Origin of the sequence: Streptomyces sp. NBC_00376, from assembly GCF_036077095.1 — a bacterium.
Lineage (GTDB): Bacteria > Actinomycetota > Actinomycetes > Streptomycetales > Streptomycetaceae > Streptomyces.
This window is the reverse complement of the sequence record NZ_CP107961.1, coordinates 68,185-92,395: the sequence shown is the minus strand read 5'-3', so window position 1 is coordinate 92,395 and position 24,211 is coordinate 68,185. Positions and strand designations below refer to the sequence as shown.

1 protein-coding gene (cut by a window edge) is annotated in these 24,211 nt (G+C 71.1%); it reads left to right on the top strand.

The annotated features are described in order from the left end of the window. Nucleotides 1-24,211, top strand: partial view of a type I polyketide synthase gene (locus tag OG842_RS40610; RefSeq protein ID WP_443064095.1) — the 3' portion only. Its footprint begins 5,429 nt before the window's first position; 24,211 of the gene's 29,640 nt are visible here — the last part of the coding sequence; its start codon lies beyond the left edge, outside the window; the stop codon is at nucleotides 24,209-24,211.

The following is a 24,211-nucleotide window of genomic DNA, read 5'->3' as shown; positions in this document are numbered from 1 at the left end:
CCAGTCGCTGCGCTCGGGCGAGTGCACGATGGCCGTGGCCGGAGGTGTCGCCCTGATGGCGACACCCACGGGATTCGTGGAGTTCAGCCGCCAGCGCGGCCTGGCCACCGACGGCCGCTGCAAGTCCTTCTCGGACGACGCGGACGGCACCGGCTGGTCCGAGGGCGTCGGCGTGCTCCTCGTCGAGCGCCTCTCCGAGGCGCGCCGCAACGGCCACCAGGTGCTCGCTGTCATCCGCGGCTCGGCCGTCAACCAGGACGGTGCGTCGAACGGCCTGACCGCGCCGAACGGTCCGTCGCAGCAGCGCGTCATCCGCCAGGCCCTGGCCAACTCCGGCCTGACCACCGCCGATGTGGACACCGTGGAGGCCCACGGCACCGGTACGAAGCTGGGCGACCCCATCGAGGCCCAGGCTCTGCTGGCCACGTACGGCCGGGAACGCACGGAGGACCGGCCGCTCTGGCTCGGCTCGATCAAGTCGAACATCGGCCACGCAGCTGCCGCTTCGGGCGTCGGTGGCGTGATCAAGATGGTCATGGCCATGCGCCACGGCGTACTGCCGCAGACCCTGCACGTCGATGCGCCTTCGTCGAAGGTGGACTGGTCGGCGGGTGCGGTGGAGTTGCTGGCGGAGGCGCGGGAGTGGCCGGAGGTGGGCGATCGCCCGCGTCGGGCGGGTGTGTCGTCGTTCGGGATCAGTGGGACGAACGCGCACGTGATTTTGGAGCAGGCGCAGGAGGAGGCGGCGGTCGAGCCTTCGGTTGTCGGGTCTGTGTTGCCGGTGGTGCCGTGGGTGCTGTCGGCGAAGTCTGAGGAGGCGTTGGCGGGTCAGGCGGAGCGGTTGCTCGGCCTGGTGGGTGCGGCGTCGGCGCTGGATGTGGGTTACTCGCTGGCCGTGACGCGTACGGCGTTCGAGCACCGTGCGGTGGTGGTCGGTGAGGACCGTGAGGCACTGCTGCGGGCGGTGTCCGAGGGCCGGTCGGTGCCGGGTGTGGTGCGTGGCGCTGTACGGGGTGGTCGTTCGGCGTTCCTGTTCTCGGGTCAGGGTTCGCAGCGGGCCGGGATGGGCCGTGAGCTGTACGAGGCGTACCCGGTGTTCGCCGACGCGTTCGACGCTGTGTGCGCGGAGTTGGACCGGCATCTCGACCAGCCGGTCAGGGATGTGGTGTTCGGTGGGTCGGAGCTGATCGACCAGACCGTCTACACGCAGGCCGGACTGTTCGCGGTCGAGGTCGCGCTGTTCCGGCTGCTGGAACACTGGGCTGTCACGCCCGACTACCTGCTCGGCCACTCGATCGGTGAGCTGGCCGCCGCGCACGTGGCGGGTGTGTGGTCGTTGGAGGACGCGGCGGCGCTGGTCGCCGCCCGGGGCCGCCTCATGCAGGCACTACCCACCGGCGGAGCCATGGTTGCCATCCAGGCCACCGAAGCGGAAGTCCTGCCGCTGCTCACCGACGGCGTCTCGATCGCCGCCCTGAACGGTCCGGACTCCGTCGTCATCTCCGGCGACGAGGACGCCGTACTCGCCATCGCATCCGGCTTCGGGAAGACAAAGCGCCTCCGCGTCAGCCATGCCTTCCACTCGCCGCGCATGGAACCCATGCTCGCCGAGTTCAAGACCATCGCCGAGGGCCTGACCTTCCACGCCCCGAAGCTCCCGATCGTCTCCAACCTCACGGGTGAGGTTGCGGGTGAAGAGCTGCTGAGCGCCGAGTACTGGGTGGACCACGTCCGCCAGGCCGTCCGCTTCCTCGACGGAATGCGCCAGTTGGAGTCCCATGGCGTCACGACCTACGTGGAGCTCGGCCCCGGCGGTGTGCTCTCCGCCATGGGCCAGTCCTGCGCCACCGACGACGAGGCCGGCTTCGTACCGGCCCTGCGCAAGAACCGCACCGAGACCGAAGCGCTCACCACCGCCGTGGCGGAGCTGTACGCGCACGGTGCTTCCATCGACTGGGCCGCGTACTACGCCAACACCGGCGCCCGGCGCACCGACCTGCCCACCTACGCCTTCCAGCACCAGCACTACTGGCCGGAGGTCTTGCCGGGGCTGAACGGTGATGTCACCGGATTCGGTCTGCACAGTGCCGAACACCCGCTGCTGGGTGCCGAGGTGCTCCTCGCCGACGGCGACGGACTCGTACTGACGAGCCGGCTGTCCCTGGACTCGCACCCGTGGCTCGCCGACCACGCGATCTTCGGCTCCGTCCTGCTGCCCGGCACCGCGTTCGTCGAGCTCGCACTCCACGCAGGGGAGCGCATCGGCTGCGGGGCCCTGGAAGAGCTCACCCTGCAGGCGCCGCTGGTCCTGCCCGAGCGCGGCGCCATGGTGCTTCAGGTCGTCGTGGGCACGGCGGACGCGGACGGCCGGCGCCACGTCACCGTCCATTCGGCCCCCGCGGGTGCCGAGGACGGGACGTGGACGCTGCACGCCTCCGGTGTCGTCTCTGCCGAGACCCTCGTCCCGGGCGCGGAGCTGGCCGAATGGCCGCCGCGTGACGCCGAGGCCGTTCCGGTCGACGGCATGTACGACTCCATGACCGAGATCGGCTACGGCTACGGCCCCGTCTTCCAGGGCCTGCGAGCCGTGTGGCGGCGCGGTGGAGAGCTGTTCGCCGAGGTCGCCCTGCCCGAGGACGCCGTCGAGCAGGCGGGCCGGTTCGGTCTGCACCCGGCGCTTCTCGACTCCGCCCTGCACGCCATCGGCGTGGGTGGCGGCCTGGCCGGTCTTGAGGGCCCGGGGCTGCCGTTCGCCTGGACCGGTGTGAGCCTGTTCGCGGTGGGATCCCCCGTCCTGCGGGCCCGGATCACCGCCTCCGACGGCACGGTCTCGCTCGATCTGGCCGATGGAACCGGTTCGCCGGTGGGCCGGATCGGATCCCTGGTCCTGCGCCCGGTCACCGCGCAGCAGCTGGACGGCGCCGCGCAGAGCGGCAGTTCCGACTCCCTCTTCCGGCTGGAGTGGACCCCGGTACCGAGCGGCTCCGCTCCGGCCGCGCAGGACACGGCGGAGTTCGATGTCCTGGTCGTGCCGACCGCCGAGGCGGACGCCGATGTCGTATCGGGCGTGCACGCGACCGTCGTCGACGTACTGGCACAGGTGCAGGAGTGGCTGGCCACCGACCGGGACGCGTCCGCCCGTCTGGTGGTGGTGACGTGTGGTGCGGTGGGTGAGGTTTCGGATCTTGGTGCGGCTGCGGTGTGGGGGCTGGTGCGTTCGGCGCAGTCGGAGCATCCGGAGCGGATTGTTCTTGTTGATGTGGAGGGTGATCCCGCGGGGTTTGATGGGGTTGCGGGTCTGGTTGGTCTGGGTGAGCCGCAGGTGGCGGTTCGTGGGAGTGAGGTGCTGGTGCCCCGGTTGGGGCGGGTTGCTGAGCCTGCCGGCGCGGACGTTGCGGGGGCTGTGGGTGCGGGTGTTGCGGGTGCGGTTCTGGTCACGGGTGCGGGTGGTGCGCTGGGTGGGTTGGTGGCGCGTCATCTGGTGACGGTGCGGGGTGTGCGGGATCTGGTGCTGGTGTCGCGGCGTGCGGGGACCGGGCTGGTCGCGGAGCTGGAGGAGTTGGGGGCGTCGGTCCGGTGGGTGGAGTGTGATGTCACGGACCGGGATGCGCTGGAGGGTGTGGTTTCCGGGATCGTCCGGGAGGGCGGTCTGGCGGGTGTGGTGCATGCCGCGGGTGTCGTGGACGACGGTGTGCTGGAGTCGTTGACCCCGGAGCGGGTCACGGGTGTTCTGCGTCCCAAGGCCGACGCGGCCTGGTATCTCCACGAGCTCACGGCCGGTCTCGATCTGTCGTTCTTCGTGCTGTTCTCCTCGGCCGCCGGGGTCCTGGGCTCCGCGGGCCAGGCCAACTACGCCGCCGCGAACGCCTTCCTCGACGCCCTGGCCTCCATACGCCACGCCCAGGGACTGCCCGCCACCTCCCTCGCCTGGGGCCCCTGGGCCGACAGCGGCATGCTCCGGCTCGACGCGGCCGACATCGAGAAGATGAGCCGCAGCGGCATCGCGCCGTTCACGCACTCGCAGGGCCTGGAGCTCTTCGACGCGTCGTTCCGCGTGGACGAGGCGGTCCTCGCCCCGGTCCGCCTGAATCTGGCGGCCTTCCGCAAGGCCCCTGTCGTCCCGTCCCTGCTGCGTGGTCTGATCCGTACGACGCATCGTCGTGCGGCGCGGGCCGGCAGCGGTCAGTCCTCCGCGCTCGTGCAACGCCTGCTGACCCTCGGCACCGACGAGCGCACCCAGCTGATCCTGGACACCGTGCGAGGCGAGGTCGCGGCCGTCCTCGGCCACACGTCCGGCGACGCGGTCCCGGCCGAACGCGCCTTCACCGAGCTGGGCTTCGACTCCCTCACCGCCGTCGAACTCCGCAACCGCCTCAACACCGTCACCGGCCTGCGCCTCCCGGCCACCCTCGTCTTCGACTACCCCTCCGCCGGACAACTCGCCGACCACCTCACCGACGAACTCTCCGGCGAAACCACCACCACGAACACGACGGCCACGACCACTGCCGGCGACGACGAACCCATCGCCATCGTCGGCATGGCCTGCCGCTACCCCGGCAACATCACCTCCCCCGAAGACCTCTGGAACCTCGTCGCCACCGGCACCGACGGCATCTCAGCCTTCCCCACCGACCGCGGCTGGGACCTGGAACGGCTCCTCGATACGGACGGCGACCAGCAGGAACTCGCCCTGGAGGGCGGTTTCCTGCACGACGCGGGCCTGTTCGACCCGGCGTTCTTCGGGATCTCGCCACGCGAGGCCCTGGCGATGGACCCGCAGCAGCGGCTGCTGCTGGAGACCTCCTGGGAGGCCATGGAACAGGCCGGGATCGACCCGGCGACCGTACGCGGCAGCCGCACCGGCGTCTTCGCCGGCCTGATGTACCACGACTACGCGATGTCGCCGAACTCCGTGCCCGAGGGCGTGGAGGCGTTCCTCGGCATCGGGAACACCGGCAGCGTCGTGACCGGCCGCATCGCCTACACCCTCGGGCTGGAGGGCCCGGCGGTCACCGTCGACACGGCCTGCTCGTCCTCACTGGTCGCCCTGCACCTCGCGACCCAGGCACTGCGCTCGGGCGAGTGCGAGATGGCGCTGGCCGGCGGTGTGACCGTGATGGCCACGCCCACCGCATTCCTCGACTTCCAGCGCCAGGGCGGCCTCGCCGCCGACGGCCGCTGCAAGTCCTTCTCGGACGACGCGGACGGCACCGGCTGGTCCGAGGGCGTCGGCATGCTCCTCGTCGAGCGTCTCTCCGACGCCCGCCGCAAGGGCCACCAGGTCCTGGCGGTCGTGCGGGGAGTGGCAGTCAACCAGGACGGTGCGTCCAACGGCCTGACCGCCCCGAACGGTCCGTCGCAGCAGCGCGTCATCCGCCAGGCCCTGGCCAACGCACGCGTCTCGGCCGACCAGGTCGACATCGTCGAGGCCCACGGCACCGGCACGACGCTGGGCGACCCCATCGAGGCCCAGGCCCTGCTGGCCACCTACGGCCAGGACCGGCCCGAGGACCGGCCGCTCTGGCTCGGCTCACTGAAGTCCAACCTCGGCCACACCCAGGCCGCCGCCGGTGTCGCAGGCATCATCAAGATGATCATGGCCATGCGCCACGGCGTCATGCCGCAGACACTGAATGTCGGCCGCCCGTCCACGAAGGTGGACTGGGAGTCAGGTGCGATCGAGCTGCTCACCGAGGCCCGCGAGTGGCCGCAGCAGGGCAACCGTCCGCGCCGGGCCGCTGTCTCTTCCTTCGGCGTGAGCGGCACCAACGCGCATGTGATCATCGAGCAGCCGCAGGCCGGGCCCGAGCGGGCCGAGAACCTCGTTGCCGCGCTGCCGGCAGTGCCGTGGGTGCTGTCGGCCAAGTCGGAGGGGGCTCTGGCCGGTCAGGCGGAGCGCCTGCTGGACCGGATCGGCGAGGACACCGACACGTCCCCGCTCGATGTGGCCTGGTCCCTGGCCACAACACGTGCACGCTTCGAGCACCGGGCCGCGGTGGTGGCCGATGACCGCGAGGGGCTCCTGCGGGGGCTCACGGTGCTGGCCTCCGGCGGTACGGCGGCAGGTGTCGTCCGTGGTGCCGTGCAGGGTGGTCGTTCGGCGTTCCTGTTCTCGGGTCAGGGTTCGCAGCGGGCCGGGATGGGCCGTGAGCTGTACGAGGCGTACCCGGTGTTCGCCGACGCGTTCGACGCGGTGTGCGCCGAACTCGACCGGCATCTCGACCAGTCGGTCAGGGATGTGGTGTTCGGTGGGTCGGAGCTGATCGACCAGACCGTCTACACGCAGGCGGGCCTGTTCGCTGTTGAGGTCGCGCTGTTCCGGCTGCTGGAGCACTGGGCTGTCACCCCGGACTACCTCCTCGGCCACTCCATCGGTGAGCTGGCCGCCGCCCACGTCGCGGGCGTGTGGTCCCTGGAGGACGCGGCGGCGCTGGTCGCCGCCCGGGGCCGCCTCATGCAGGCACTACCCACCGGCGGAGCCATGGTCGCCGTCCAGGCCACCGAGGCAGAGGTCCTGCCTCTGCTCACAGACGGCGTCTCCATCGCCGCTCTGAACGGTCCGGACTCCGTCGTCATCTCGGGTGACGAGGACGCCGTACTCGCCATCGCGTCGGGTTTCGCGAAGACGAAGCGGCTCCGCGTCAGCCATGCCTTCCACTCGCCGCGCATGGAACCCATGCTCGCCGAGTTCAAGACGGTCGCGGACAACCTGACCTTCCATGCACCGCAGATCCCGATCGTCTCCAACCTGACCGGCGAACTCGCGGGTGAGGAGCTTCTGACCGCCGACTACTGGGTGGACCACGTCCGCCAGGCCGTCCGCTTCCTCGACGGGGTACGGCAGTTGCAGACCCGGGGCGTCACCACGTACCTGGAACTCGGCCCCGGCGGTGTCCTCTCCGCCATGGGCCAGTCCTGCGTCACTGAAAACGCCGCATTCCTCCCCGCCCTGCGCAAGGACCGTACCGAGACCGCAGCGCTCGTCGCGGCTGTGGCCGAACTCCACGTCCGGGGCCGGGCCGTCGACTGGACGGCGTACTACTCCAACACCGGCGCCCGGCGCACCGACCTGCCCACCTACGCCTTCGACCACCAGCACTACTGGCTCCTCTCGGGCACCAGGGCCGAGGACCCGACAGGGTTCGGCATGAGTGCTGCGGAGCACCCGCTGCTGGGTGCCGAGGTTCTCCTCGCGGACGGCGACGGACTCGTACTGACGAGCCGGTTGTCGCTGGACTCGCACCCGTGGCTCGCCGACCACGCCGTGTTCGGTTCGGTCCTGCTGCCCGGCACCGCGTTCGTCGAACTCGCACTCCACGCAGGCGAGCGCATCGGCTGCGGCGTGCTGGACGAGCTGACCATCCAGGCCCCGCTGGTCTTCCCGGAACACGGCGCGGTCGTTCTCCAGGTCGTCGTCGGCGCCGCCGAAGCCGACAACCACCGCTCGGTCACCATCCACTCCAGCACCGAGACCAACGCCTGGACCCTGCACGCCACAGGCTCCCTCTCCACCGAACCCGCCACCCCCGCCACCCCCCTCACCGAATGGCCGCCGCGCGACGCGGTCCTCGTCGAGACCGACGGCCTGTACGAGAACATGGCCGCCGCCGGATTCGGCTACGGCCCCGTCTTCCAGGGCCTGCGCACCGTCTGGCAACGCGACAACGAGATCTACGCCGAGGTCGCCCTCGACCAGGACCTCTGGGACGAAGCAAACCGCTTCGGCCTCCACCCCGCACTCCTCGACGCCACCCTCCACGCCATCGCAGCCACCGGCGGACCCACCGGACTCGACGGCCCCGGACTCCCCTTCGCCTGGACCGGCGTAACCCTCACCGCCATCGGCTCCCCCGTCCTGCGCGTCCGCATCACCCACCACCAGAACGCCACCATCACCCTCGACCTCGCCGACGGCACCGGAACCCCCGTCGGACACATCGACGCACTCACCCTCCGCCCCGTCACCGCCGAACAAATCGACGGAGCAACCCCCCACACCCACACCGACTCGCTCTTCCACCTCGAATGGGTCCCGGCCCCGGCAGTGCCGGACACCGCACCGGCCGGGGAGTTCGAAGTCCTGGAGATCCCCGGCCCCGACGCCGACATCGACCAGATCACCGACGTCCACACCCGGGTCACCGACACCCTCACCCACCTGCAGACCTGGCTCGACGAGGACCACCCCGACACCACCCACCTCATCGTCCTCACCCACGGCGCCACCCCCATCACCGACCTCACCGACCTCACCGCAGCCACCACCTGGGGCCTCATCCGCTCCGCCCAAGCCGAACACCCCGACCGCATCACCCTCATCGACACCCCCACCAACACACCCACCCCCGACCACCACACCCTCACCACCCTCACCACCCTCAACGAACCCCAAATCGCCCTCACCACCAACAACACCCCCCACATCCCCCGCCTCACCCAAACCCCCACACCCACACCCACCGAACCCACACCACTCAACACAAACGGCACCATCCTCATCACCGGAGCAAACGGCGCCCTCGGCACCCTCATCGCCCGCCACCTCGTCCAAACACACGGCGCACACAACCTCGTACTCGCCGCCCGCCGCCCCAACGGCGGCCCCAACGGCCCCCAACTCATCACCGAACTCCACAACCTCGGCGCCACCGCCCGCTGGGTCACCTGCGACACCACCGACCGCAACGCCCTCACCACCCTCATCAACGAAATCACCCAAAACGACCACCTCACCGGCATCATCCACACCGCCGGCACCCTCGACGACGCCACCCTCCAAACCCTCACCCCCCAACGACTCACCACCGTCCTACGCCCCAAAGTCGACGCCGCCTGGCACCTCCACCAACTCACCGCCCACCTCGACCTCTCCTTCTTCGTCCTGTTCTCCTCCGCCGCCGGTGTCCTGGGCTCCGCAGGTCAGGCCAACTACGCCGCCGGAAACGCCTTCCTCGACGCCCTGGCCTCCGTACGCCACGCCCAGGGACTGCCCGCCACCTCCCTCGCCTGGGGCCCCTGGGCCGAAGGCGGCATGGCAGGACGCCTCGACGCGGCCGACATCGCACGCATGCGGCGCGCGGGTGTGCCACCGCTGTCGAACGAGGAGGGCCTGGAGCTCTTCGACGCAGGCATGGCGGCCGATGCCGCCGCGCTGGTTCCGGTCCGTATCGACCTGTCCGTGGTCCGCAAGTCGGCGGCGCAGGGCGCGGAGGTCCCGCATCTGCTGCGCGGCCTGGTGCGAGTACCGCAGCGGCGCGCTGTGGCACAGGGCGGCTCCGCTGCGGGCGGCCTGGCCGGCCGACTGGCGGGCCGCTCGGCCGAAGAGCGTCTCCAGCTGGTGCTGGATGTCGTACGGAGCGAGGTCGCGGCCGTCCTCGGCCACGCGTCGGGCGACGCGGTTCCCGCCCAGCGTGCCTTCACCGAGCTGGGCTTCGACTCCCTCACCGCCGTCGAACTCCGCAACCGCCTCGGCAAGGTCACCGGCCTCCGCCTGCCCGCCACCCTCGTCTTCGACTACCCCTCCGCCACCGTCCTCGCCGAATTCCTGACCACGGAGCTGGTCGGTGAGGTCGGGGCGCAGGGCGCGGGCACCATCGTGGCCACGGCTGCCGGGGCCGACGATCCGATCGCGATCGTCGGCATGAGCTGCCGCTACCCCGGCGGCGTGACCGGCCCCGAGGACCTGTGGCGCCTGGTCGCCGCAGGTGGCGACGGCATCGCGCCGTTCCCGACCGACCGCGGCTGGGACCTCTCGCGGCTGTACGCGGACGCCGTGGCCGACGACGCGGAGGGCCGTTCGCTCACGCTTGAAGGCGGTTTCCTGCACGACGCGGGGATGTTCGACGCCGGATTCTTCGGGATCTCGCCGCGCGAAGCCCTCGCGATGGACCCCCAGCAGCGGCTGCTGCTCGAAGTCTCCTGGGAAGCGCTGGAGCGGGCCGGGATCGACCCGGACACGCTCCGGGGCAGCCGGACCGGCGTCTTCGCGGGGCTGATGTATCACGACTACGGCTCAGGGGTGGAGTCGATTCCCGCCGGGGTCGACGCCTTCCTGGGGCTGGGCACGTCCGGAAGCGTGCTCTCGGGGCGTGTCGCGTACGCGCTGGGTCTGGAGGGCCCGGCCGTCACCATCGACACGGCCTGCTCCTCGTCCCTCGTCGCGCTGCACTGGGCGATCCAGGCACTGCGCTCGGGTGAATGCGAGATGGCGCTCGCGGGCGGTGTGACGGTCATGTCGACGCCGACGACGTTCGCCGAGTTCAGCCGCCAGCGGGGCCTCGCCTCCGACGGCCGGTGCAAGTCGTTCTCGGACGATGCGGACGGTACGGGCTGGGGCGAGGGTGTCGGGGTTCTGCTGGTCGAGCGGCTCTCCGAGGCCCGCCGCAAGGGCCACCAGGTCCTCGCGGTCGTCGCCGGATCCGCCGTCAACCAGGACGGCGCGTCCAACGGCCTGACCGCCCCGAACGGACCCTCGCAGCAGCGCGTCATCCGCCAGGCCCTGGCCAACGCACGCGTCTCGGCCGACCAGGTCGACATCGTCGAGGCCCACGGCACCGGCACCTCCCTGGGCGACCCCATCGAGGCCCAGGCCCTCATCGCCACCTACGGCCAGGAACGCACGGAGGACCGGCCGCTCTGGCTCGGCTCCGTCAAGTCCAACCTCGGCCACACCCAGGCCGCCGCCGGTGTCGCGGGCATCATCAAGATGGTCATGGCCATGCACCACGGCGTCATGCCCCAGACCCTGCACGTGGACGAGCCTTCCACCCACGTCGACTGGTCGGCCGGTGCGGCGGAGCTCCTCACCGAGAGCCGCGCATGGCCCGAGACCGGCGACCGTCCGCGCCGGGCCGCCGTCTCCTCGTTCGGCATCAGCGGCACCAACGCCCACATCATCCTGGAACAGCCGCAGGAGCAGGAGCCTGCGTCGGCCGAGGAGCCGGAGGTCGTGCTGCCGGCGATCCCGTGGGTACTGTCCGCCAAGTCGGAACAGGCGTTGGCGGGTCAGGCGGAGCGGCTGCTGGCGCAGTTGCGGGCGGACTCCGTTCCGTCGCTCCTCGACATCGGCCATTCCCTTTCACTGACGCGTTCCCGGTTCGAACACCGGGTCGCGATCGTGGCGGCCGAACGCGCGGACTTCCTGACCGCGCTGGAGACGGTCGCGGGGGCGGAACCCTCGGCAGGCCGGGTGTTCGTGTTCCCCGACCGGGACACGCAGGATGCCGAGCTGGTCGCCCTCGCGGAGGCTCATGTCTCGGGTGAGTCCGTGGACTGGTCGGCCGTGTTCGCCGGTACGGGGGCACGTCGGGTGGATCTTCCGACGTACGCGTTCGAGCACGAGCGTTTCTGGCTGGCGTCGGCACTGGGCGGCAGCAGCCGTACGAGCCTGTCCTCGGCCGGTCTTGAGGCTGCCGAGCACCCGCTTCTGGTCGGCTCGGTCGGCGTCGCGGGCGAGGACGTCTCCCTCTTCACCAGCCGGTTGTCGCTGGACTCGCACCCGTGGCTCGCCGACCACGCCGTGTTCGGTTCGGTCCTGCTGCCCGGCACCGCGTTCGTCGAACTCGCACTCCACGCAGGCGAGCGCATCGGCTGCGGCGTGCTGGACGAGCTGACCATCCAGGCCCCGCTGGTCTTCCCGGAACACGGCGCGGTCGTTCTCCAGGTCGTCGTCGGCGCCGCCGAAGCCGACAACCACCGCTCGGTCACCATCCACTCCAGCACCGAGACCAACGCCTGGACCCTGCACGCCACAGGCTCCCTCTCCACCGAACCCGCCACCCCCGCCACCCCCCTCACCGAATGGCCGCCGCGCGACGCGGTCCTCGTCGAGACCGACGGCCTGTACGAGAACATGGCCGCCGCCGGATTCGGCTACGGCCCCGTCTTCCAGGGCCTGCGCACCGTCTGGCAACGCGACAACGAGATCTACGCCGAGGTCGCCCTCGACCAGGACCTCTGGGACGAAGCAAACCGCTTCGGCCTCCACCCCGCACTCCTCGACGCCACCCTCCACGCCATCGCAGCCACCGGCGGACCCACCGGACTCGACGGCCCCGGACTCCCCTTCGCCTGGACCGGCGTAACCCTCACCGCCATCGGCTCCCCCGTCCTGCGCGTCCGCATCACCCACCACCAGAACGCCACCATCACCCTCGACCTCGCCGACGGCACCGGAACCCCCGTCGGACACATCGACGCACTCACCCTCCGCCCCGTCACCGCCGAACAAATCGACGGAGCAACCCCCCACACCCACACCGACTCGCTCTTCCACCTCGAATGGGTCCCGGCCCCGGCAGTGCCGGACACCGCACCGGCCGGGGAGTTCGAAGTCCTGGAGATCCCCGGCCCCGACGCCGACATCGACCAGATCACCGACGTCCACACCCGGGTCACCGACACCCTCACCCACCTGCAGACCTGGCTCGACGAGGACCACCCCGACACCACCCACCTCATCGTCCTCACCCACGGCGCCACCCCCATCACCGACCTCACCGACCTCACCGCAGCCACCACCTGGGGCCTCATCCGCTCCGCCCAAGCCGAACACCCCGACCGCATCACCCTCATCGACACCCCCACCAACACACCCACCCCCGACCACCACACCCTCACCACCCTCACCACCCTCAACGAACCCCAAATCGCCCTCACCACCAACAACACCCCCCACATCCCCCGCCTCACCCAAACCCCCACACCCACACCCACCGAACCCACACCACTCAACACAAACGGCACCATCCTCATCACCGGAGCAAACGGCGCCCTCGGCACCCTCATCGCCCGCCACCTCGTCCAAACACACGGCGCACACAACCTCGTACTCGCCGCCCGCCGCCCCAACGGCGGCCCCAACGGCCCCCAACTCATCACCGAACTCCACAACCTCGGCGCCACCGCCCGCTGGGTCACCTGCGACACCACCGACCGCAACGCCCTCACCACCCTCATCAACGAAATCACCCAAAACGACCACCTCACCGGCATCATCCACACCGCCGGCACCCTCGACGACGCCACCCTCCAAACCCTCACCCCCCAACGACTCACCACCGTCCTACGCCCCAAAGTCGACGCCGCCTGGCACCTCCACCAACTCACCGCCCACCTCGACCTCTCCTTCTTCGTCCTGTTCTCCTCCGCCTCGGGCACATTCGGCGGGCCCGGTCAGGCCAACTACGCCGCCGGAAACGCCTTCCTCGACGCACTCGCCCAGCACCGCCACGCCCAGGGACTGCCCGCCACCTCCCTCGCCTGGGGACCCTGGGCCGAAGGCGGCATGGCAGGACGCCTCGACGCGGCCGATGCGGAGCGGATGAGCCGCAGCGGCATCACGCCCTTCTCGCCCGAGGAGGGGCTGACACTCTTCGACGCCGCGCTGCGCTCCGACTCGGCGACTCTCGTACCGGTCAAGCTGGATCTGGAGGCATTCCGTTCGGCGCCGGTCGTCCCGTATCTGCTGCGCGGCCTGGTCCGCACGACGAACCGGCGGACCGCTCGAGCGGGTGCCGGGCAGTCCGCCGACTTCGCCCAGCGGCTGCTGGCCCTCGGTGAGCAGGACCGGATCCGGCTGGTGCTGGATGTCGTACGGAGCGAGGTCGCGGCCGTCCTCGGCCACGCGTCGGGCGACGCGGTTCCCGCCGACCGTGCCTTCACCGAGCTGGGCTTCGACTCCCTCACCGCCGTCGAACTCCGCAACCGCCTCGGCAAGGTCACCGGCCTCCGCCTGCCCGCCACCCTCGTCTTCGACTACCCCTCCGCCACCGTCCTCGCCGAGCACATCGCCACGGAGAGCACGGGCGGTGTGCGGGCGCAGCAGGACACGGCCTCGGCTCCGGTCGCCGTCGACAGCGACGACCCGGTCGTCATCGTCGGCATGAGCTGCCGCTACCCCGGCGGCGTGACCGGCCCCGAGGACCTGTGGCAGCTGGTGGGTTCCGGCGGCGACGCCATCTCCCCGCTGCCGACGGACCGCGGCTGGGACGTCGGGCGCCTCTTCGAGCAGGGTGACGACCGCACCGGTACGTCGTACGCCACGGAGGGCGGCTTCCTGCACACGGCGGCCGAGTTCGACCCGGTGTTCTTCGGGATCTCGCCGCGCGAAGCCCTCGCGATGGACCCCCAGCAGCGGCTGCTGCTCGAAGCCTCCTGGGAGGCCATCGAGCACGCGGGCATCGACCCGACCGCTCTGCGAGGCAGCCAGACCGGCGTGTACGCAGGTCTCATGTACCACGACTACGTCGCCCAGTTGGTCGAGGTCCCGGAGGGTGTCGAGGGTTTCCTCACCACCGGGTCCGCCGGCAGTGTCGTCTCGGGGCGTGTCTCGTACACCCTGGGCCTGGAGGGGCCGGCGGTCACCGTCGACACGGCCTGCTCGTCCTCGCTGGTCGCCCTGCACCTGGCCGCTCAGGCGCTGCGCTCGGGCGAGTGCTCGATGGCACTTGCCGGTGGCGCGACCGTGATGGCGACGCCCGGCAGCTTCATCGAGTTCAGCAAGCAGCGGGGCCTGGCTCCCAACGGCCGGGTGAAGGCGTTCGCGGACTCCGCCGACGGCACCGCCTGGTCCGAGGGTGTGGGCGTGCTGCTCCTGGAGCGGCTGTCCGACGCCCGCCGCAACGGCCACCGCGTCCTCGCGGTGGTCCGCGGTTCGGCCGTGAACCAGGACGGTGCGTCGAACGGTCTTACCGCCCCGAGCGGCCCCTCGCAGCAGCGCGTCATCCGCCGGGCGCTGGCCAGTGCGGGCCTGTCCGCCGGCCAGATCGACGTGGTCGAGGCACACGGAACGGGTACGAAGCTGGGCGACCCGATCGAGGCGCAGGCCCTACTGGCCACGTACGGCCAGGAGCGTCCGGCCGACAAGCCGCTGCTTCTGGGGTCGGTCAAGTCGAACATCGGTCACACGCAGGCTGCCGCCGGTGTCGCGGGCATCATCAAGATGGTCATGGCCATGCGCCACGGCATGCTCCCGCAGACGCTCAACGTCGACGAGCCGTCCACACAGGTGGACTGGTCGGCGGGCGCGGTGGAACTCCTCACCGAGCCGGTCGCCTGGCCTGCGGGGGACGAGCCGCGCCGTGCCGGTGTGTCGTCGTTCGGCATCAGCGGCACGAACGCACACGTCATCGTGGAGGAGTCGCCCGACGGCTACGACCAGGGCGGCCTGCTGCCCCTGTCAGCGCCGACAGAACCGGAAGATGCCGCTGGACGGACCGCGTTCCTGTTCTCCGGCCAGGGTTCGCAGCGCGTCGGCATGGGGCGTGAACTGTACGAGGCGTTCCCGGTGTTCGCCGAGGCGTTCGACGCGGTCTGCGCGGAGCTCGACAGACACCTGAACCGCCCGGTGAAGGAGGTCGTCTTCGGCGACTCCGAGCTGCTGGACCGGACGGTGTTCACACAGGCGGGCCTGTTCGCCGTCGAGGTGGCACTGTTCCGCCTGGTCGAGCACTGGGGCATCACCCCCGACTACCTCCTCGGCCACTCCATCGGCGAACTGACCGCCGCGCACGTCGCGGGCGTCTGGTCCCTGGAGGACGCCGCCGCACTTGTCGCCGCCCGGGGCCGCCTCATGCAGGCCCTCCCCGCCGGCGGCGCCATGGTCGCGCTCAAGGCGGCCGAGGCGGACGTCCTGCCGCTGCTGACCGAGGGTGTCTCGATCGCGGCCGTCAACGGCCCGTCGTCGGTCGTCGTCTCGGGCGACGAGGACGCGGTACTGGCGGTGGCCGCCCGGTTCGACCGGTCGGCGCGACTGCGGGTCAGCCATGCCTTCCACTCGCCACGCATGGAGCCGATGCTCGCCGAGTTCAAGGCAGTCGCGGAGAACCTGACCTTCCACGCACCGCAGATCCCGATCGTCTCCAACCTCACCGGCGAACTCGCCGGCGAGGAACTGCTGACGGCCGGCTACTGGGTGGACCACGTCCGCCAGGCCGTCCGCTTCCTCGACGGCATGCACGCGCTCCGCGAGCTGGGCACAGAGCAGTTCGTGGAACTCGGCCCGGACAGTGTGCTCACCGCTCTCGGCCGGGCATGCCTCGGCGAGAGCACGGCACTGACCGTGTCGGTACTCCGCAAGAACGGCCCTGCCCTGGAACAGCTGACCACCGCCGTGGCGGCGCTGCGCAAGCGCGCGGTCGGCTGCGGGACGGACCTCGCGATCCGGGAGCTGAACGAGGCGGCTGCCTCGGCGCTGCCGGTGGTGCCGTGGGTGCTGTCGGCCCGGTCGGAGGAGGCACTGGCGGGTCAGGCGGAGCGGCTGCTCGGCCTGGTGGGCACTGCCTCGGCGCTGGATGTGGGTTACTCGCTGGCCGTGACGCGTACGGCGTTCGAGCACCGTGCGGTGGTGGTCGGTGAGGACCGTGAGGCGTTGCTGCGGGCGGTGGCTGCTGGAACGACGGCCGCGGGCGTTGTGAAGGGCCAGACGGTCACGGGTCGTTCGGCGTTCCTGTTCTCGGGTCAGGGTTCGCAGCGGGCCGGGATGGGCCGTGAGCTGTACGAGGCGTACCCAGTGTTTGCCGATGCGTTCGACGCGGTGTGTGCGGAGCTCGACCGGCACCTGGACCAGCCGGTCAAGGACATCGTGTTCGGTGGGTCGGAGCTGATCGACCAGACCGTCTACACCCAGGCCGGACTGTTCGCTGTTGAGGTTGCGCTGTTCCGGCTGCTGGAGCACTGGGGCGTCACCCCGGACTACCTCCTCGGCCACTCCATCGGTGAGCTGGCCGCCGCGCACGTCGCGGGCGTGTGGTCGTTGGAGGACGCGGCGGCGCTCGTTGCCGCCCGTGGTCGTCTGATGCAGGCGCTGCCGACCGGTGGCGCGATGGTCGCCGTCCAGGCCACGGAGGCGGAAGTCCTGCCGCTGCTGGTCGACGGCGTCTCGATCGCCGCTGTGAACGGTCCGGATGCTGTCGTCATCTCGGGTGACGAGGACGCCGTACTCGCCATCGCGTCGGGCTTCGCGAAGACGAAGCGGCTGCGGGTCAGCCACGCGTTCCACTCGCCGCGCATGGAGCCCATGCTCGCCGAGTTCAAGGCGGTCGCCGAGGGCCTGACCTTCCACGCTCCGAAGCTGCCGATCGTCTCCAATCTGACCGGTGAGGTTGCGGGTGAGGAGCTGCTGAGCGCCGAGTACTGGGTGGACCACGTCCGCCAGGCCGTCCGCTTCCTCGACGGCATCCGTCACCTCGAAACCCAGGGCGTGACCACGTACCTGGAGCTCGGGCCCGGCGGAGTCCTCTCCGCGATGGGCCAGGCGTGCGTGACGGAGGACGCCGGTTTCGTACCGGCGCTGCGCAAGGACCGCGCCGAGGCCGAAGCGCTCATGGCTGCTGTGGCCGAGCTCCACGTGCGGGGCACCGCTGTCGACTGGGCCGCGTACTACGCGAACACCGGCGCCCAGCGCGTCGATCTGCCCACCTACGCCTTCCAGCACGAGCGGTACTGGCCGGCGCCGCCCAAGGCGGCCCCCGAAACCTCCGCCGACCCGGTCGACGCGGAGTTCTGGGAGGCTGTTGAGCGGGCGGATCTGTCCGGGCTGGCCGGTGATCTGGAGCTGTCGGCCGATGCTCCGCTGGGCGAGGTTCTGCCCGCGTTGTCGTCCTGGCGGCGCCGGCAGCAGCAGCGTTCCGAGGTCGACGGATGGCGATACCGCGTCACCTGGAAACCCATACAGCCGCAGGCAGGCATGCTGTCGGGCCGGTGGCTGCTCGTCGTACCGCAATCGGGTCCTGCGGACGTCATGGATGTCGTGGACTGGTGCGAGTCCGGTCTGCGTGCGGCCGGTGCGCAGGTCGTCCGCGCGGACGGCACCGGCCTGCCCTCCGACCTCGACGTTGCCGGTGTCGTCTCCCTCCTGGGCATCGACGACAGTGCTCCCGACCGAGGTGTTTCCCCGGGTCTGTCCTCCACGCTGCACCTGGTCCAGAACCTGGTCTCGGCCGGAGTGGAGGCGCCGTTGTGGTGCCTGACCCGGGGCGCCGTCTCGACCGGTCCCGCCGACCCGCTGCGCAGCCCCGCCCAGGCCCAGGTCTGGGGTCTGGGCCGGGTCGTGGCGCTGGAGCACCCGAAGAGCTGGGGCGGTCTGATCGACCTGCCCGAGACCCTGGACGCCCGCGCGTTCGACCGCACCGCCACCATCCTGGCCAACGCCAGTGACCACGGCGACGGCGGGAGCGAGGACCAGGTCGCCGTCCGGTCCTCAGGTGCCTTCGTGCGGCGTGTCGTGCGGGCCGCCGCAGGCCCGCACAGCGACTGGAAGGTACGGGGCACGGTCCTGATCACCGGCGGCACCGGAGGCCTCGGTGCCCGGGTCGCCCGCTGGGCCGCCACCAACGGCGCCCAGCACCTCGTCCTCACCAGCCGCAGAGGACCCGACACCCCCGGCACAAACGAACTCGTCGCAGAAATACAGGAGCTGGGAGCCGGAGCAACCGTCGTCGCCTGCGACGCGACCGACCTGACCGCCCTCACCACCCTCGCCCGTTCCCTCGAAACCGACGGAACCCCGGTCCGTACCGTCGTCCATGCCGCAGGTATCGCCTCGGCCGGGTCGATCAGCGAGCTCGACGCTGAGGCACTGGCCGGACAGATGCTTGCGAAGGTCACCGGCGCGGCCAACCTGGACGCCGTCTTCGCAGACTCCGAACTGGACGCGTTCGTCCTCTTCTCCTCCATCGCGGGAGTCTGGGGCAGCGGTGGACAGGCGGGCTACGCCGCGGCCAACGCCTACCTCGACGCCCTGGCCCAGGAACGCCGGACCCGTGGCCAGGCCGCCACCTCGATCGCCTGGGGCCCCTGGGCCGAAGGCGGCATGGCGGACGACGAGATGGCTGCGGAGCTGAGCCGACGCGGTCTGCCGGCCATGGCTCCGGATGCGGCCGTGACGGCGATCGGCCAGGCGCTGGCGCTGGACGAGCCGTGCGTGACGGTCGCGGACGTGGACTGGGCGCGCTTCGTACCGCCCTTCACCGCGCTGCGACCGAGCCCGCTGCTCGGCGACCTGCCCGAGAACCAGCAGCCCGCCGAGACGGCGGCCGCTACGAAGTCGGCGGGCGCCGAATCGGCGCTGCGCGGTCGGCTGGCCGTCCTGACCGGGGCCGAGCAGCTACGACTGCTGCTGGGAATCGTCCGGGCGCAGGCCGCTGTGGTGCTGGGGCACAACGGTGCCGGTGCCATCGGAGAGACGGCGACCTTCCGGGAGCTGGGCTTCGACTCGCTCACGGCGGTGGAGTTCCGCAACGCGCTGGCGGGCGAGACGGGGCTCTCGCTGCCCGCGACCCTCGTCTTCGACTACCCGAGCCCGGCTGTGCTGGCCGAGCACGTACGTGACGAACTGCTGGGCTCCGATGCACAGACCACGAACGTCCCCGCAGTCGCAGGCGGGCCCGTCGACGGGGACGACCCCATCGCGATCGTCGGCATGAGCTGCCGATACCCGGGTGGCGTGCGGTCGCCGGAGGATCTGTGGGAGCTGCTGGCGTCCGGAGCCGACGCGGTCTCCGGGTTCCCGGTGGACCGTGGCTGGGACCTGGAGCGGCTTTACGACCCGTCCCGCGAGCGGGAAGCGGCGTCGTACGTCGACCAGGGCGGATTCCTGCACGACGCCGGGGAGTTCGACCCGGTCTTCTTCGGGATCTCGCCGCGCGAGGCCCTGGCGATGGACCCGCAGCAGCGACTGCTGCTGGAGACCTCGTGGGAGGCGTTCGAGCGGTCCGGGATCGATCCGGCGTCGGTTCGTGGCAGCCGTACCGGTGTGTTCACCGGCACGAACGGCCAGGACTACACCGGTCTGCTGCTCGCGTCCCCGGACAGCGCCGAGGGACATGTCGGCACCGGCAATGCGGCGAGTGTGGTGTCGGGTCGTATCTCGTACACGTTCGGTCTGGAAGGACCGGCCGTGACGGTGGACACGGCCTGCTCGGCCTCGCTGGTCGCCCTGCACCTCGCGGTGCAGGCACTGCGGTCGGGTGAGTGCGAGATGGCACTCGCGGGCGGTGTGACGGTCATGTCGACACCGGGTGCGTTCATCGAGTTCTCCCGCCAGGGCGGACTCGCCACCGACGGCCGGGTCAAGGCGTTCGCGGAAGCGGCGGACGGCACGGGCTGGGGCGAGGGCGTGGGCATGCTCCTGGTCGAGCGCCTGTCCGACGCCCGCGCCAAGGGACACCCGGTCCTGGCCGTCGTCCGGGGCTCCGCGATCAACCAGGACGGCGCCTCCAACGGCCTGACCGCTCCCAACGGACCGGCCCAGCAACGCGTCATCCGCCAGGCCCTGACCAGCGCCGGCCTGACCGGCAGCGACGTCGACGTCGTCGAGGCCCACGGCACCGGCACCACCCTCGGCGACCCGATCGAGGCCCAGGCCCTCCTCGCCACCTACGGCCAGAACCGGCCCAAGGACCGGCCGCTCTGGCTCGGCTCGGTCAAGTCGAACATCGGCCACACCCAGGCCGCCGCCGGAGTCGCCGGCATCATCAAAATGATCATGTCGATGCGGCACGGCATCATGCCCCGCACCCTCCACGTCGACCAGCCCTCCACCCACGTCGACTGGACCACCGGAGCCGTCGAACTCCTCACCCAACCCCGCACCTGGGACCACGACCAACACCCCCGCCGCGCCGCCGTCTCCTCCTTCGGCATCAGCGGCACCAACGCCCACGTCATCATCGAAGAAGCACCGACCCAAGACCCCACACCGACCGACGTCCGCACGGACACGCCTGCGCCAGTCGTTCCTTGGGTGCTGTCCGCGAAGACGCGGTCGGCAATGGCCGCTCAGGCACGGGAGTTGCACGCAAGGCTGCTGAGCCGGCCGGACCTGGACACGCAGGACGTGGCCTACTCGCTGGCCACAAGCCGCAGCGCCCTCGAATACCGGACCGCCGTCGTCGGCAGCGACCGGGCCGAACTGCTCGACGGCGTCAAGGCGCTGGCGGAGAGGGGCATGGAGGCGGACGCCATCGGCGGCCGGGCACACCCCGGCAGCCAGGTCGGCTTCCTGTTCTCGGGTCAGGGCTCGCAGCGGGCCGGGATGGGCCGTGAGCTGTACGAGGCGTACCCGGTGTTCGCGGACGCGTTCGACGCGGTCTGCGCCGAGCTGGACAGGCATCTCGACCAGCCGGTCAAGAACATCGTGTTCGGCGGGTCGGAGCTGATCGACCAGACCGTCTACACCCAGGCCGGACTGTTCGCTGTTGAGGTCGCGCTGTTCCGCCTGCTGGAGCACTGGGGCGTCACCCCGGACTACCTCCTCGGCCACTCCATCGGTGAGCTGGCCGCCGCGCACGTCGCGGGCGTCTGGTCCCTGGAGGACGCGGCGGCGCTGGTCGCGGCGCGGGGCCGCCTCATGCAGGCACTGCCCACCGGCGGAGCCATGGTCGCCGTCCAGGCCACCGAGGCAGAGGTCCTGCCGCTCCTCACAGACGGCGTTTCGATCGCCGCCCTGAACGGTCCGGACTCCGTCGTCATCTCCGGCGACGAGGACGCCGTACTCGCCATCGCATCCGGCTTCGCGAAGACGAAGCGGCTGCGGGTCAGCCACGCGTTCCACTCGCCGCGCATGGAGCCCATGCTCGCCGAGTTCAAGACCATCGCCGAGAACCTGACCTTCCACGCCCCGAAGCTCCCCATCGTCTCCAACCTGACCGGCGAACTCGCCGGCGCGGAGCTGCTGAGCGCCGATTACTGGGTGGACCACGTCCGCCAGGCGGTCCGCTTCCTCGACGGCGTACGGCAGTTGCAGACCCAGGGCGTCACCACCTACCTGGAACTCGGCCCCGGTGGCGTTCTCTCCGCCATGGGCCAGTCCTGCGTCACCGACGACGAGGCCGACTTCGTACCCGCCCTGCGCAAGAACCGCACCGAAACCGAAGCGCTCACCACCGCCCTCGCCGAACTCCACGTCCGAGGCACCCGCATCGACTGGACGACGTACTACGCCAACACCGGCGCCCAGCGCGTCGACCTGCCCACCTACGCCTTCCAACGGCAGCGCTTCTGGCCCAAGGCTCCGGTGGCGGGCGGGCACCCCGGTGGCGTCGGTGAGGCTCCGGTCGCGGACTCGGCCTTCTGGGAGGCCGTGGCGCGCGAGGACCTTTCGGCGCTGGTGGGCGGTCGGGAACTGACGGCCGACAGTCCGCTCAGCGAAGTGCTCCCGGTGCTGTCGTCCTGGCACAGCCGACAGCAGCAGCGTTCGGTGGCCGACGGGTGGCGCTATCGCGTCACCTGGAAGCCCGTGCAGCCCCAGGCAGGCACGCTGTCGGGCCGCTGGCTGCTGGCCCTGCCGGAGGCACTGTCCGGCACCACCGTCGTCGAGTGGTGCGAGCACGGGCTGAAGGCAGCGGGTGCCGAAGTCGTACGCGTCACCGGCACCACCGACCTGTCCCCGTACGCCGACGCGGCCGGGGTGCTGTCCCTGCTGGGGCTGGCGAAGGACGAGACCCTCGACGAGGGGGTCGCGCCCGGCTTGGCGGCCACGCTCGGACTCGTCCAGAAGCTGGGCGAGGCCGGAGTGGAGGCCCCGCTGTGGTGCCTGACGCAGGGTGCCGTCTCGACCGGGACCTCCGATCCGCTGCGCAACGCCGCCCAGACGCAGGTCTGGGGCCTGGGCCGGGTCGTGGCCCTGGAGCACCCGAAGCGCTGGGGCGGCCTGATCGACCTGCCCGAGAGCCTCGACACCCGGACCTGGGAGCAGGCCGTGGCGGTGCTTTCGGGCACGCCGGGCACGCCGGGCGAGGACCAGGTCGCGCTCCGCTCTTCCGGCGTCTTCGCGAGCCGGCTGCTGGCGGCGTCGGTTCCGGCCGGCGACCGCGAGTGGATCCCGCGCGGCACGGTACTGATCGGCGACGGCACCACGCCGCTCGCCGGGCACCTCGCGGGCTGGCTGGCGGGTACTGCGGTGGAGCGGGTCGTCCTGCTGACTCCGGCCGGCGGCACGCCCGACCCGGACGTCCTCGTGAAGTTGGGCGAGCGGGCCGTGGTGCGGACCGTCGACGTGACCGACCGTACGCAACTGAGCGCTCTGGCCTCCGAGCTGGCGGCCGAAGGCACTCCGGTCCGGGCCGTGGTCCACACCTCGGGCACGAGCCACTTCGCACCGGTCACCGACACGGACCCGGCGCAGCTGACCGAGGCACTGCGGGCCCGCGTCGCAGGAGCGGCAGCTCTGGACGCCGTGTTCGCGGAAACCGCGCTCGATGCGTTCGTCCTCTTCTCCTCCATCGCCGGTGTCTGGGGCGGTGGCGGGCAGGGGGCCTACGCGGCGGGTACTGCCTATCTGGACGGGCTGGCCCAGCTCCGGCGCGCCCGGGGCCTGGTCGCCACGTCCGTGGCATGGGGCCCGTGGGCCGGCGTCGACACGGCCGTACTGTCCGAACCGACCGACTCGGTCGACTCGGTCGAAGCGGTCGGCTCGGTCGGCTCCGGTGACGGGAACGGTGAGGAGCAGATGCGGCGGCGCGGGCTGCTGGCCCTGGAGCCGGCACAGGCGCTCACCGCGCTGGCGCGGGCGGTGGCCGAGGAGTCTCCGGTCCTGACCCTCGCCCACGTGGACTGGGGATCCTTCGCCCGCGCGTTCACCGCGCTGCGACCGAGCCCGCTGCTGGCGGACCTGCCGGACGTCGCCCGGATCGCGGCGGCCTCGGCCGAGAGCGAGGCGGAGAACACCGATGTCTCCGACGAGCTGCGGCAACGCCTCGCCGTTCTGCCGGAGTCGGAGCAGGAGGCCGAGCTGGTCGAGCTCATCCGCCAGCAGGCGGCCTCGGTGCTCGGGTACGCCTCGGTGGGCGACATCGAGGCGGGCCGGGCCTTCCGCGAAATGGGCTTCGACTCGCTGATGGCCGTCGAGCTGCGCAATCGGCTCACCCGGGCCACGGGACTGCGCCTGGCGGCGGGCTTCGTATTCGACTACCCGAACGCGATCGCGGCCGCCCGTCTGCTGCGGCAGGACATCTTCCGCGACGGCGCGGCGAGCGGGGACTCCCTGCTCACCGAGTTGGACAAGCTGGAGGCCTCGCTGGTCACCTCGGAGCCCGATGCCCTCACCCGTACGCGGGTGGCGGTGCGGCTCCAGGCGTTCCTCGCGAAGTGGCAGGGCGAGGAGACGGAGTCGTCGTCGGCTGCGGCGGAGGGCGGCGTGCTGGGGCAGCTGGAGTCCGCTTCCGACGACGAGCTGCTCAACTTCATCAACCGGGAGATGGGGCGGTAG